Origin of the sequence: Candidatus Methanoperedens sp. (assembly GCA_027460525.1) — an archaeon.
Taxonomy (GTDB): Archaea; Halobacteriota; Methanosarcinia; order Methanosarcinales; family Methanoperedenaceae; genus Methanoperedens.
Map to the genome: position 1 here is coordinate 1 of JAPZAS010000029.1, position 13,558 is coordinate 13,558.

12 protein-coding genes are annotated in these 13,558 nt (G+C 42.5%); 4 read left to right on the forward strand and 8 right to left on the reverse strand.

The window, feature by feature from the left end:
* Window positions 1–98 precede the first annotated feature (98 nt).
* Window positions 99–1,220: a hypothetical protein gene (locus O8C68_10005; protein ID MCZ7396129.1), complete on the forward strand. Its 1,122-nt coding sequence runs from the start codon at window positions 99–101 to the stop codon at window positions 1,218–1,220.
* A gap of 146 nt (window positions 1,221–1,366) precedes the next feature.
* Window positions 1,367–3,532 (forward strand): right-handed parallel beta-helix repeat-containing protein, encoded by a 2,166-nt coding sequence (locus O8C68_10010; protein ID MCZ7396130.1) that lies wholly within the window; start codon window positions 1,367–1,369, stop codon window positions 3,530–3,532.
* Window positions 3,533–3,584: 52 nt separating this feature from the next.
* Here the strand turns inward: O8C68_10010 and O8C68_10015 are convergent, their stop codons facing one another.
* Window positions 3,585–4,115, reverse strand: coding sequence for an S-layer protein domain-containing protein (locus O8C68_10015; protein ID MCZ7396131.1), 531 nt, complete (start codon window positions 4,113–4,115; stop codon window positions 3,585–3,587).
* Window positions 4,116–4,242: 127 nt separating this feature from the next.
* Here O8C68_10015 and O8C68_10020 point away from each other — a divergent pair, with 127 nt between their 5' ends.
* Together O8C68_10020 and O8C68_10025 are read left to right on the forward strand one after the other, a co-directional pair.
* Window positions 4,243–5,154, forward strand: a complete 912-nt coding sequence (locus tag O8C68_10020; GenBank protein ID MCZ7396132.1) for an ABC transporter ATP-binding protein — start codon at window positions 4,243–4,245, stop codon at window positions 5,152–5,154.
* Window positions 5,151–5,966 carry an ABC transporter permease gene (locus tag O8C68_10025; protein ID MCZ7396133.1) on the forward strand — a complete coding sequence of 272 codons (816 nt, stop codon included), beginning with the start codon at window positions 5,151–5,153 and terminating at the stop codon, window positions 5,964–5,966. The genes O8C68_10020 and O8C68_10025 overlap by 4 nt, the downstream gene beginning before the upstream one ends.
* An 18-nt stretch (window positions 5,967–5,984) precedes the next feature.
* Here O8C68_10025 and O8C68_10030 read toward each other — a convergent pair whose 3' ends face one another.
* The 7 genes from O8C68_10030 to O8C68_10060 form a co-directional block, all read right to left on the reverse strand.
* Complete coding sequence (locus tag O8C68_10030; protein MCZ7396134.1) at window positions 5,985–6,686, reverse strand: TraB/GumN family protein; 702 nt, start codon at window positions 6,684–6,686, stop codon at window positions 5,985–5,987.
* Between the two features lie 11 nt (window positions 6,687–6,697).
* Window positions 6,698–8,041 (reverse strand): PqqD family peptide modification chaperone, encoded by a 1,344-nt coding sequence (locus O8C68_10035; protein ID MCZ7396135.1) that lies wholly within the window; start codon window positions 8,039–8,041, stop codon window positions 6,698–6,700.
* Window positions 8,008–9,372, reverse strand: a complete 1,365-nt coding sequence (locus O8C68_10040; GenBank protein MCZ7396136.1) for a PqqD family peptide modification chaperone — start codon at window positions 9,370–9,372, stop codon at window positions 8,008–8,010. Before O8C68_10040 ends, O8C68_10035 begins: the two co-directional genes overlap by 34 nt.
* A gap of 446 nt (window positions 9,373–9,818) precedes the next feature.
* Window positions 9,819–10,901: a site-2 protease family protein gene (locus O8C68_10045; protein ID MCZ7396137.1), complete on the reverse strand. Its 1,083-nt coding sequence runs from the start codon at window positions 10,899–10,901 to the stop codon at window positions 9,819–9,821.
* A 14-nt stretch (window positions 10,902–10,915) separates the two neighbouring features.
* On the reverse strand, window positions 10,916–11,317 hold the full coding sequence (locus O8C68_10050) for a Zn-ribbon domain-containing OB-fold protein (protein ID MCZ7396138.1): 402 nt from the start codon (window positions 11,315–11,317) through the stop codon (window positions 10,916–10,918).
* A gap of 2 nt (window positions 11,318–11,319) precedes the next feature.
* On the reverse strand, window positions 11,320–12,489 hold the full coding sequence (locus O8C68_10055) for a thiolase domain-containing protein (GenBank protein MCZ7396139.1): 1,170 nt from the start codon (window positions 12,487–12,489) through the stop codon (window positions 11,320–11,322).
* A gap of 9 nt (window positions 12,490–12,498) precedes the next feature.
* Window positions 12,499–13,539: a hydroxymethylglutaryl-CoA synthase gene (locus tag O8C68_10060; GenBank protein ID MCZ7396140.1), complete on the reverse strand. Its 1,041-nt coding sequence runs from the start codon at window positions 13,537–13,539 to the stop codon at window positions 12,499–12,501.
* Window positions 13,540–13,558: the final 19 nt, after the last annotated feature.

Sequence of the window (13,558 nt, forward strand, 5' to 3'; positions counted from 1 at the left end):
GGGCGCAACCCTTGACGTATGGCTTCGCCATACGTGGGTACTGCGTAAACCGAAGTCTCGGTTTATGAACGCAGATTTGTAAATCGGGTATTGTTTCGATGGAAATTCTTGATACCTCTGCCCATACCAAAGAAGAATCTGTCAGGCTTCTCTCAAAAGAGCTGGGAAAAAACCCTATTTTAATATTGACAGGGCCGCAGGGAGGGGGAAAAACGACCCTGGCTATCCAGATGCTCACGGGGAACGTGGGAGCAATGTTTGAAGGGAGAGCGCGCTCAGCCCAGCCTGTTGTTCTTATAAGAAAAGACTTTGTTGAGAAAATGAAAGGGGAGCTATATGAGAAAAGAAAGCTTCCCATCTTTGAAGAGGATGAGCCCGTATTTGTCGAAGTTTCGGTGTATGACCAGGTAAAATTGCTGGTCGAGAACATATTCGATGTAATGGAACTGGGAGAGCCTGAATTGATAAGGCAGATTACCCTTCTGACAAAAAAACTTGGCGCGGTTCCGAAAGGGATTGAACTTATAGCCAGCGATGAAGAGCTTGTAAAAAGAAGACTGTCGCGGCACCTCGACGCAAAGGAACGGCTATCATTGCTCCTGGAAAAAGAAAAAAAGTACGGGATAGAATCAAATCTTCTGGGCATTCAGGGAGCGAAGATCACGGATATTATTAACCGAGATGGAGTGGCTGATTATTCGGATGACCAGATTTCAAGAACGATAAAGGATTTTGACAGGATAATCCCGACAAAAGGATTGACCATAAAAGACTGCCTGCAAAAAATGATTGAAATTTCAAATAACGAGAATAAAGAGAGCGGTTTTCTCGTACTTCATACGGACGAACGGGAAAAAATCATAAGCGACCTTGTGGTGGGAAAGCAGACAAATTCTTTAATCGGCGTGACGCTTCTTGAGATTTACGTGGGCTTCCGGCAGAACAGGGCGTTATATCGCGCTTATAAACATGAAAAAGAAGGAAGGCTTGAGATCATCCACTCCTATACCCCCACTCTGCAGGAACTTGAGTTCATGGCAAGTCCCTGGACTATGCCTACAGAATTCCCCATAATGTCCTCTGCGGATGTCGCAGCAGCGGAGCGGTTCGATGTCATGGTGTCCGTGGTCGAGTCTGATGGGACGGTGGAATCATCGAGTAAAAAGAGGAAGAAAGAACTTGAGGGGATTGTTTCGGGGATAGTTGGGGTTGGGGAATAATACGCGTGGAGCGAGATTGCATAGATAAAGGCTAATTTATACTGATTATTTCGCAAGATTCTTATACTTTCGAGGTTTAAGCACTCTGGCGGTATAGTTTTCATGCTCAAAAAATGGGCATCAAAGTCCATGGATTGGTGGTAAGAATGTTCGAGAATAAAAAGTGCAGAGGGCGTGCCCTCGGGATTGCGGTGGGAATAACGGCGCTTGTGTTGCTGATGGTGGGCGGGGTGTCGGCAAGCGCAGGTTGGTTCATCAACGACACTGCAACAGGCGGGGACTGCACCTCTATTGGTACATGGAATGCTGCATCGAAGACCTGCACGCTGACAACTGATTTAACCGGAACAATAGAGATAGATAGCGACGGCATAACCCTTAGCGGCAATGGTCATACGATAACAGGAAGCTCTACAGGGAACGGGATTTATCTTTCAGGAAGAAACGGCGTCACGATAAAGAATACGAATGTCAGGAACTTTTCCCACGGCATCTATCTGGACTCTTCCAACAACAACACGCTGAACGGCAACAATGCCTCGAACAACACCTACGGCATAACTCTGTACTCTTCCAGCAATAACACGCTGAGCGGCAACAATGTCTCGAACAACGCCGCTGGCATCGCTCTGTCCATTTTTAACAGCAACAACACGCTGAGCGGCAACAATGTCTCGAACAACTACGACTACGGCATCATTCTGGACCATTCCAGCAACAACACGCTGAGCGGCAACAATGCCAATTCGAACAACTACAACGGCATATATCTGTCCGGTTCCAACAGCAACATGCTGAGTGGCAACAATGCCAATTCGAACACCTACAACGGCATATATCTGTCCATTTTTAACAGCAACAACACGCTGAGCGGCAACAATGCCAATTCGAACACCTACAACGGCATCTATCTGTCCTCATCCAGCAACAACACGCTGAGCGGCAACAAAGCTAACTCTAACAACGACTACGGCATCTATCTGCTCTCTTCCAGCAACAACAACATTTATAACAACGCTTTCAACAACACCAACAATTTTGGTCTTGGAACCGTAGAAAGCAACATCTGGAACACCGCCAAAACCTCCGGCACGAACATAGTCGGCGGCTCCTATCTCGGCGGCAACTTCTGGGCTTATCCGAACGGCACAGGCTATAGCAAGACCTGCACTGATAACAATGGCGATGGGATATGCGACTCAACATACACGCTTGATGGAAGCAATATCGATTATCTGCCACTTGCATACAAGTTCACTTCAACGTCCACCGCCAACGTCAGCATCTTAGATTTCTCTTTCCAGCCGCAAACCATAAATGTAGCCGCAGGAACTACAGTCACCTGGACTCATCTGGGCTCGGCAACTCATACAGTCACCAGCGATACCGGACTATTCGATTCAAGCTTTCTTTCTCATGGTCAGACGTTTTCCCGAACCTTCAATGATGCTGGAAATTATGATTATCATTGCAGCATTCATCTTTCCATGACAGGAAGAGTAGCCGTTTCCTCTCCGGCTGTCACACCAACCCCCACTCCAACTCCTACGCCAACCCCTGCTCCAACACCTACACCCGTGCCATTACTGGTATCCTCCATAACCCCGAACAGCAGGAATGCGCAGGTAGGCACGCCAGTCACGATATTCATGTCAGTGATTAATGGCGGAACAGCCAGCGCGACAGGCGTGAGGGTAGCACAGGCATCCGGTTTGCCTGTAACTGTAACCTACCAGCAGTGGAACGGCACTGCGTTCACAGGTTCGCCGAACACACCTGTGGACATGCCTGCAGGCGTCTTAGCTAACTTTGTGCTGACCATTAATGCAACACAAGCTTTCAGCACTTCATCGCTGACATTCAATGTATCTGGCACCAATGCAGCAGCAGCTCCTATAAGTGGAGTTAACACTCTGACCATCTCAGCAAGTACAGTGCCCAGTGCGGATGTTATCATGATGTCCACGTCATTAGCTGTAAGTACAGCAGTTAATACACCTGCTGTGTTTGCAGTAGCGACAGCAAACGTTGGGGGAGCCAATGCAACCGGGGTAAGCTTGGTCTTGAGCGTGCCGGCTTCGATAAGCGGATTATCTTATCAGATAAATGAAACCTATCCTGCGAACGGTACTATCAAAGGTCCGGCAACAGGATTGACCATTAACGTGGGCGCTACTCCGACCTTTGCAGTGTTCCTGACACCAACAGCAGCAATAGCCAACGACCCTGCAAACAACAGGATTACGCTTCAACTGGTAGATGGCAGCGGCAAAATAATAGGAGCACAGTCAGTGGCTGTATCGACTACATAGGAAAAACACTTCGTTCCTCTCGAATTTCAGTGCATCTGGAAAGGAACAAGAGTCAAAGAAAGCAGTCCCAGAATGAAAGCAAGAATCCCCAGAGCCATCCTGCCTTTTCCAAGCGGCACGTTGTTAAGGGGTTTCTATTTCTGCAGCAGGTGTAGAGTTTAACCCCATCTTTGCTAAGAGAGAACCATACCTGTCTTGGGGAAGCTTTGGCATCAATGGAGTTGGCTGTCAATGTCCATCCATCTCCAACATCCCCGGATTTGCGCACAGCCAGTATTTTCTTATCAGATGACGCATTGCCCTGCTCGATCACAATCCTTGAAAATTTCTTTGCATTGCCTTTGACTGCAACATATGGCCGGCCCATCCAGCCCACGACGTCATATTCTCCGGACCCGTCGTATGGAAGGAGTGATCCACCGAATGCTATGAGTATCTCAGTAGAAGTATGTCCGTTTTCCACTACTTTTAAGGTCATGCTTGCTTTGGTAGTATCCGTACCACAATTGATTTTCCTGTATAATCCCTGCCGATCAGGGTTGCTATATTCAGCGTCTAGGTCTTCAATCAGATTTAATGTCATACCAGAATCCAGGGAAATTTGAGGCATTCCATGTCATGGGGTCCGTGGCGGCTCTCCAGGAACATTCGCGGTAGTGATTGGATTAACAAAAACTTAATTAAGCGATACTTATATCTAACTGGATTAGATGATTGTATTAAATAATCTTACAAAAACTTTCACGAGAAAATCCTTTCTGGGAAAGAAGGAAAAAATTGTTGCAGTTGACCACTTAAACCTGAATATAAATAAGGGAGAAATTTTTGGTCTTATAGGACCAAATGGTGCAGGTAAAACCACAACCATAAAAATACTTTCAACACTCATTCTACCCGATGAAGGCACTGTGACTGTTAATGGCTATAATGTTAAAAAAGATGCGGAAAAAGTTAGAGAAAATATTGGTGTTCTTGCAGGCGAATTTACAAGGGCTCTATATTGGCGTTTGTCGGGGAGACAAAATCTAGAATTTTTTGCGAATCTGAGGAATATGCGGAATATAGATAAGAGAATTGATGAACTTTTAGAGATGTTCGACCTGAAAGATTATGAAAATGATCTCATTATGAAATATTCCACAGGAATGAAGCATAAGCTTGCCCTTGCAGTCGCATTATTAAATGATCCCCCAATACTATTCCTAGATGAACCACTGAGCGGCATCGACCCTGTGACAACGTTTCAATTAAAAAACATGATAAAAAACAAATTCAGGGATAAAACAGTTATCTGGACATCACATAACTTGTATGAGATTGAGGAAATGTGTCATAGAATAGCGTTGATAAATAAAGGGAAGATTGTTTTGGAGGGACAGCCAGAAGAATTGAAAAAAAAAATATGGGAGTATGAAAAGATTGCCGTGCGGTCAAATAATGCAAGTGCATTCTCCTCATTAGGAGAAATAGAGGGAGATCTTGTCATGATAAAAACAAAGAATATCACAGCCACATTTTTAAATATTATGGAGGTTGCAAAAAATAATAACATTAAGATCAATGAGATAAAAACCCTGAAACCAAGTCTTGAGGAAATATTCATGGCTGGTTTAAAAAAATGACAGATAAAATAAGGACCATAAGCACGTTCATAAAACGAGACTTCATGATTTTGTCTACCTATGGATTGGCAATCACCAGCATGGTTCTTTCAACTATTTTTAACCTTTTTTATCTTGCACTTTTCGGTAGCATGTTTAAAGAAAACAATCCCTCAGGTATAGCCATGTACGGTGGGGGTTTTATTTCATATATGCTTGTAGGCTCAATTGGTTGGAGTTTCCTATGGAGTATAGTAAATGCCACATCCAGCGCACTGAGCGACGAGATGAAAATGGGAACACTGGAATCTATAATGCAGACGAAGACTAGTATAACTACTCTTATTATTGCATATACACTATCAGGTTGCATTTTTGGTGCTATTTCCACAGGAATCATTTTCGCAGCAGGTTATTTCTTTTTTGGAATTGTAGCTTATAGTGATGCAAACATTTATACTCTCGTCATATTTTTCCTGTCAATACTTCTTATGATAGGTTTTGGAATGATATTTGGCGGGTTGACACTTTGGATGAAAGATATAGGTCAAACAGTCCCATTAATTCAAACCATTGTGATGTTTTTTAGTGGTGTATATTTCCCTATAACCGTTTTGCCAGAATTCTTTCAACCTGTAGCAAAATATATTCCATTTTATTATTCTATTGAAGGATTAAGAATATCACTCGTGCCAACTATACAGGCTATAGAAATCATGAAATATATATGGATACTGTCTGGATTATCAATATTATTTTTCTTCGTAGGTCTTTATATTTTACATAAGGGACTAAATAAGGCAAAGAAGGATGGGAGTTTGGCATTCTACTGAAAAAATTTAGTTGTGAGTTCAGTAGTGGCATATATTTCTTAGATTATCCAGTTTAATGATCTCTAGATCAAAATCCATTAATGCTTTGCAAATTCCTTCAACATGGGCGTTGCCTATAATCACTGCCATGTTGCTATTCTCCTTATAAATTCCTCTAATTTTTTCTGCCATATACAGATTTCTCTCATCTATTAAAATTTGTTTGAGGACAGGATAATTTCTAGCAAATATTTCTTCGTATCCTTCTTTTTCACATTCCTTCCTTTTCTTTTCGACCCCTGCTCTATCCAGCAATGATCCTCGCAAACATCCCAAAAAAAGGTTTATTCTCTCTTTAAGTGACATTCTCTTTCCTATAAGTTCTGCAACAGCAGACCTATCCATGTCTATCGGAAAAATTTTTGCACCGATTTCCGTTGCAACACGAATTGCTGTTTTAAATTCTTCACCAATATTAAAATATCTTGTTTTTTTTGCACTGGTTATTTGGTAGGCAGCAAGACTTGTTTCAATTCTTAAACCTCTTCTTAAATATATGTTTTCTTTCATTTTTTTACGAAAGTAATAACGTTCCTCTTCTTTGGAGGTTTTACCTAGTAAAGTATTATACCCTAACTCATCCAGTTCCACGCATACAGTGGAGGGCATTCTTTCCACGATTACTTGTCTTAATTTTTCATTTAAATCTTCAACATGCCGGACGCATACAACGGTAATCATAACAACTTTTTTCACTTGAACGGATTTTTATATGCCTCAGGTAGTTTTTCCCATTGAATGGCCCATGGGCAGTTATCCATATTTTTCGATTTTACAAACGCTGCTGCATGACAGGCTGTACAAATATGAAAATTTTGACATTCACCACACATTTCTTTATTAGGACACTTTAATTGATAGAAAAAATCAATAAGAGGAGACATGTATATTTGCTTTAGATCCGTTTTAAAGATATTACCTATTGAATACTCAAAAGCAAGGCATATCTTTACATTTCCGTAAACATCTATTGCTATCATATTATATCCTGCACCACAGTTCTTCCTTTCGTCAGACAAAGTCACTTCAGTTTCAAAACTCTCGAACCAGGGCTTTACATAGAAATTTTCGTCTGTATACTTTTTACTTAACTCAATCAACATTGCATTTGCTTTATTCTTCTGCTCTTTTGTTAATTCAAGGTTTTTACCTTCGGCTCTTCCTGCCGAAATCGTCATACCCACTTTAAGTCTTCTTACACCACTTTTTTTAGCAACCTTTATTACATCTTCAATTTCCATAAGATTCTTAGGATTTAATGTCATTGTGAAGCTGACGGGTATATGTGGGGAAAGAAGTTTTGCAGATTTTACCGCTCTCTCCCATGATCCTTTTACCCCTCTTATGGAGTCATGTGTTTCAAGTTTTCCATCTAAACTTATACTTGCAGTAAATTTACAGCATCCACTTTTGGAAATATCCACTATTTCGCTTGTTAACTTGCTGTCTATATTATATCCGTTCGTTGATATGTCAACAACCAAGAACTTTTGAGAGCAGAATTTCAAGATTTTAAGAAAGTCTTTGCGAACAAAGGGATCACCTCCAGTGAGCACAATCTTTCTCGTACCATTATCATAAACAGAATTTAGAATTTTTAATATTTCCACAGTGGAAAGGACTTCCTCCAGATTTTTTCCGGCATTTACATAACAATGTTTGCACATTAAATCACATCTTTGCGTAAGTGTCAAAGAAACATCCACAGGCACAAAATATTCTCTGCTACCTAATATGGTTCCATGACTCTCTGGAGATATATTATGAAAAACCACATGTCCTTTTTTTTCGCTTTCTCGCAAAAATTTAGCTACAAGACCATAAACCTTAGAAAGATGATCATCATGCCTCTGGGCAAGTATCTTAGAAATTTCGTCAATATTATGTTTTCCATCACATAATTCTAATATTTCTGCACCAATGGGGTTAAGATAACAATGAGGTGTATCCAATTTCCAGATTATACTCTCCTTAGGAGAAAGGTTTAGGGTGGTATCTTCACTTAGTGTGGGGTACATATTAACTGCTCTTTCCATTTACAATGTGTTGCATTGTTACTGTAAATATCTGCATGAGCATGGCATCCAAAACAAAGATATATACGCCCGCAGTCACTGCACATCTCAGAATTGGGCGCCTTAAGGTCTTTGCAAAATTGTGTATGAATAGATTTCAAAATCTCCTCTACACTTTGTTTTGAAACATCACCTATAGTATAATCCCATAAGTTACATGATTTGATAACTCCTATAGAATTTATGAACATGGATCTGTATCCTGCACCACAATTTCCTCCAATTATTTTTAACAATTCGTTTTGTTTCATTAGTATTTCTTCTTTAATGGATTTTTCTTCATTATCTCCAGAAGGTAATGGTAGTTCGATCTTGAGATTATCTTTTGTTCGTACATTAAAATTCTTATGTGAGTACTTTTGAGAGAATTTTTCTATATCCCTTCCTATAGACATCATCTCATCAACAGTTAAAGAAAGGTCATGTTTAGTTGCTCTACCGAGAGAAATAACTCTTCCTACTGCAAAGACATTTGCACCAAGTTTATCAGCAAGTTTTATTGTATCTTCTATTTTATCTTTATTTAACCTGAAAGCCATCATGCCTACATGAGTTAAAATTCCTACTTCAGATAATAGCCTTATAGCATTTGTGGCTTTTTCAAAAGAACCTTTTTTTCCTCTAATATAGTCATGGGTTTCTTTGTCGGGACCGTCCAAGCTTACTTGAATCATTTCGAGGTTTTTATATCGAGACAGCTTCTCCACAATATCTTTATTTACTCTATAGCCTGATGTTAAAAGTCTTACTTTAAATTTATCCTCACAAAAATCTAGAATTTGAAAAATGTGTGGATAAGCAAGCGGGTCTCCTCCTGTTATACTTATCAGCCTTGTACCAGCCCTATGAAATCCATCTAAAACTTTTATCCATTTTTCGAATGATACTTCATTTCTCTTTCGAGCTCCCGCTTCAGCATAGCAATGAATGCAACTTAAATCGCACTGGGAAGTAATCTCTACTGTGATAGCGATTGGTGCCCAAAAATTTTTATTACCTCCAATAATAGGTTTTTCAAACATTTCTCCGTTAGTAAATAGGATATTTCCTCTTTCTTCACTTTTTTTCGAAAAGTTAATAACTAAGTCTCTTACTCGTTCAATACTATCATTATATTTTTTAGCGAGCATTCCACAAATCTCATCCAGAGAATGTCTTCCATCACATAGTGATAATATATCCGCAGCGGGACGATTTAAAGTCTGGAGCGGAACAGGGCCGGTGTAAAGCGTACCCCCTTCCGGCGTTATGTGAAGCATCATTTCCTTTGCGAGTATTGGGTATTTGTTCATCGTAGTATTCCTCTTATTTATGATAAAAAAATAAAAAATAAAATTTATTAATTTAGACAATACACGTTACTTGTGGTAATGGTAGACATAAGATTTTCCATTGCCATGCTTTGCATGGAACTACACATGGTACACTAATACTATCATTTACGTATTCTGGTTCTTCCATCATTATTCTCACCTCCCTTTTGTTTATTGACTACTTGGCCACCTATCGATTAATTCATCGACTGCAAGTCATGAATCCACCCGTTTTTATCCCTACGGATAATGTAATGGTGGATCATGTTCGTATAAATGTTTCGATTTAATTCGAGACTCCGTAATTTAATTTTGTGATTAAACTCTTATTTATGGGGATGGAACCAAGGATATCAATATGCATGGATTACCGTGTTGTTAATTCAAATAAAATTCGAAGAATTATTGCTGATTTTGTAGGGAATTCATTGCATCTGGAAAGGAACAAGAGTCAAAGAAAGCAGTCCCAGAATAAAGGCAAGAATCCCCAGAGCCATCCTGCCTTTTCCGAGCGGCACTTCGTCATTAAGTGGTTTTGGATGCCCTGCGGCAGCGAAAAATGACAGGAAAAGTCCCCATAATACCCATAAAAATCCATCGCTTTTCTGGAAATAAGTCACGTAAAATCCAAGTGAAATAAGTAAAAACGGCATAACTGTTGAGACATGCCTGGCTTTCTCACCCAGCATTGCGCGAAGCACATGCCCACCGTCCAACTGCCCGGCAGGCATGAGGTTCAAGGCTGTCACAAACATCCCGACCCAGCCTGCAAATGCGATCGGATACGAAATCAACGCAGTATTCAACGGGATAAAACGAGTTATAAATTCAAACAAGAGTGGACGGGATAATTGAATCTGAAAAAACTCTGAGGTTTGGGTAACAGGAGGTTGAAAAAGTCCTACGATAGTCACAACGATTGAAACAAAAAGCCCGATCAGAGGACCTGAAACACCTACGTCAAACAGGGCTTTGCGGCTGGGTATCGGTCCGCGGTGTTTGATCACTGCCCCCATTGTTCCAATCCCCAAAGGGAACGGGATAAAGTAAGGCAACGAAGTGCGCATGCCATGTTTTTTTGCAATCAGGTAGTGCCCAGCCTCATGAGACCCCAGCACTGCCATGATTGCAATGGTGAACGGGATACCCTTTAAGATGCCGGATGGGTTGCCTATCGGGTCAGCACCAAAAAGAAATGAACCCATCACCATCGTAGTAATAACAGTAGCGATTGCCAGAGCCACGTTTATCCATCGCCTCTCGCGGGCTGGAGTAAAAGGCGAGGCTATGAGCATGTGCTCACCAAGCTCGTACTTAACAGATAACTGATAATTCTTTTCCGTAAAAACAGGCCATAATTTTTGATAGATTATCCTGATATCTTCCTTAGGGATCCCAAAGAAAAAGATATTACCATTCTCGTGCTGGATATCGTAAATAGAAAAAAACTGGTTGATTTTTTCCGCCAGTTCTTCGTCTACCCCGGACTTATTATGGAGATTGTTCATTTGCAATATACTACTTACTTAACAGACTCAAGAGGGATAAATTTTGTCCCGTAGTATATCATTCCCTTCTCGCTCTCTTCACCCAGCCTTCTGAATGCGGATTTTACCCTCATGCCTATATGAATGTCATCATGCGCACATATCACCTGTGAAGTAAGGCGGGGACCTTCATCCAGTTTTATTATGGCAAGTATGTAGGGTGTTTGCTTCGCATAATCCTTTGCAGCGCTGTGCACAATGGTATAAGTCACCACCTCTCCTTTTCCGTTGAATTTAAACGGGACTATCACACCATGCCGCCTGCATTTCGGGCACATGTTCCTGGGCGGATAGTAATACTCGCCGCATTTTTCACATCGTGTGCCTATGAGGTTGTACAGGTTCTTGAGTCTTCTCCAGAATCTTGGAACTGACATATTCATCTCTCCCTTGAGAATATATGAACTACGGCTGTGCCGCCTGAACCGCCCACGTTATGGGTGAGACCGATTTCGGCGCCATCTATCAGCCGCTTGCCAGCCTCGCCTCGCAGTTGGAGCGTTATTTCAACAGCCTGTTTTACTCCTGTAGCACCGACAGGATGACCGCATGCTTTCAATCCACCTGATGGGTTTATGGGTATTTTCCCTCCGATGGCGGTCATGCCCTCTTCTGTGGCTTTTCCCCCTTCGCCCTTTTTTACAAAACCGAGGTCTTCGATAGCGCAGATTTCTGCAATCGTAAAACAGTCATGCACTTCGGCAAAGTCGATATCTCCGGGCTTAAGCTTCGCCATCTTATAAGCCCTGTTTGCAGCCGCAACAGTGGCGTCAAGCGTTGTTATATCAGGTCTATCGTGGAGCGATAGGGTGCCGCTTGCCTGCGCGGAAGCTTTTACGTATATCGGAGTATCAGTGTATTTTCGTGCTATCTCTGCGGGTGCAAGTACAACAGCGGAAGCACCGTCTGTAATCGGCGAGCAGTCAAAAACACGCAGCGGGTCTGCCACCATGACCGAATTCAGGACAGTGTCTATGGTAATCTCATTCCGGAACTGCGCTTTTGGATTCATGGTGCCGTTGTGGTGGTTCTTAACAGCAACACTTGCGAGCTGTTCCTGCGTAGTTCCGAATTTATGCATGTGCAGCCTGGCAATCATGGCATAAAGACCCGGGAACGTTGCACCCATTATTCCTTCCCATTCACGATCCGCGGCAGCAGCAAGGGCATCGGTTGTGGTCTCGACGCCTACATCGGTCATTTTTTCAGCCCCTCCGGCTATTACAATATCATGATAGCCGGATGCCACGGCAATAATCCCCTGGCGAAGTGCTAACCCGCCAGAAGCGCACGCTGCCTCAACGCGGGTTGAGGCCACATGCAGGCTTGCCAGTCCGGAATAATCTGCTATAAGGGCGCCGAGATGCTCCTGCTCGATAAACCGCCCGCCGCTCATGTTACCCACATAAAGCGCATCGATTTTCCCGCCCTGAACATCAGCATCTTCTATTGCGCTTACCCCAGCCTCTACAAAAAGTTCCCTGAAGGATTTATCCCATAATTCGCCGAATTCCGTGCATCCCACTCCGATAATCGCAACATCTCTCATGAAATCACCTCATAATTTAATCTTGCCTTTATGTTTCGCATACGTAGCGTAATTGATGTATATAGGGTTAGCCAGCAATTCTTCTACGGTTGGAGCGCCATTGCGTATCTCCTCGATTCTGTCAGTAACTGTTATGCTGAAAGCATCGCTTCCAGCGCCAGAACCAAAAGCCGTCACGAATATTCTCTCACCAGGCTTGGCAATATCAAGCGTGGCAGCCAGTCCCATCATGCAGGAGCCCGAATATGTGTTCCCAAGACGCGATACCACAAGCCCGGGTTTGATCTGCTCGTTGGTGAAGCCAAGCATCTTTGCCACGCGCATGGGGAACTTGCCGTTCGGCTGGTGAAATATGGCATAATCGTAATCAGAAGGTTTTGTACCAATTTTTTCCATTAGACCGCAGGCGCATGATGTCACATGTTTAAAGTATCCCGGCTCGCCCGTAAACCGCCCTCCGTGTTCAGGGTAGGGCATTCCCTCCCTCCTCCAGAAGTCCGGCGTATCCGTGGTGAAAGAATATGTTGACTCGATATCCGCAACAGTATTTTCCCTTCCTATTATGTATGCCACACCCCCTGCGGCGGCTGTATATTCAAGTGCATCGCCAGGCGCCCCCTGCGAGACATCAGAACCGATTGCCAGTCCAAGCTCGATCATGCCTGCGCCGACCAGACCCATGCATGCCTGTATGGCAGCCGTACCTGCTTTGCAGGCAAACTCAAAATCCGCTGATGTCAGGTTAGGAGTTGCACCTATAGCCTCAGCCACAACCGTACTTGTGGGTTTTACGGCATAGGGATGGCTTTCTGAACCCGTGTAAATAGCCTCTATTTTTTCAGGGTTTACTCCTGCACGGTTAACCGCATGACGCGCAGCCTCTACCGCGATTGTTATGGTATCTTCATCCATGTCGGGCACGGATTTTTCATAAACCATAAGCCCGTCGATTATACTATTAGAATTACTACCCCATACTTTAGCTATCTCTTCCACCTTGATTCGATAGCAGGGTATGTAAGCGCCATATGATACAATTCCAACATTCATTTTTTTCACCTCGTTTAAA

Coding starts and splice junctions, on each gene's coding strand:
- O8C68_10005 (MCZ7396129.1), top strand. CDS start 99: ATGGAAATTCTTGATACCTCTGCCCATACCAAAGAAGAATCTGTCAGG.
- O8C68_10010 (MCZ7396130.1), top strand. CDS start 1,367: ATGTTCGAGAATAAAAAGTGCAGAGGGCGTGCCCTCGGGATTGCGGTG.
- O8C68_10015 (MCZ7396131.1), bottom strand. CDS start 4,115: ATGACATTAAATCTGATTGAAGACCTAGACGCTGAATATAGCAACCCT.
- O8C68_10020 (MCZ7396132.1), top strand. CDS start 4,243: ATGATTGTATTAAATAATCTTACAAAAACTTTCACGAGAAAATCCTTT.
- O8C68_10025 (MCZ7396133.1), top strand. CDS start 5,151: ATGACAGATAAAATAAGGACCATAAGCACGTTCATAAAACGAGACTTC.
- O8C68_10030 (MCZ7396134.1), bottom strand. CDS start 6,686: ATGATTACCGTTGTATGCGTCCGGCATGTTGAAGATTTAAATGAAAAA.
- O8C68_10035 (MCZ7396135.1), bottom strand. CDS start 8,041: ATGGAAAGAGCAGTTAATATGTACCCCACACTAAGTGAAGATACCACC.
- O8C68_10040 (MCZ7396136.1), bottom strand. CDS start 9,372: ATGAACAAATACCCAATACTCGCAAAGGAAATGATGCTTCACATAACG.
- O8C68_10045 (MCZ7396137.1), bottom strand. CDS start 10,901: ATGAACAATCTCCATAATAAGTCCGGGGTAGACGAAGAACTGGCGGAA.
- O8C68_10050 (MCZ7396138.1), bottom strand. CDS start 11,317: ATGTCAGTTCCAAGATTCTGGAGAAGACTCAAGAACCTGTACAACCTC.
- O8C68_10055 (MCZ7396139.1), bottom strand. CDS start 12,489: ATGAGAGATGTTGCGATTATCGGAGTGGGATGCACGGAATTCGGCGAA.
- O8C68_10060 (MCZ7396140.1), bottom strand. CDS start 13,539: ATGAATGTTGGAATTGTATCATATGGCGCTTACATACCCTGCTATCGA.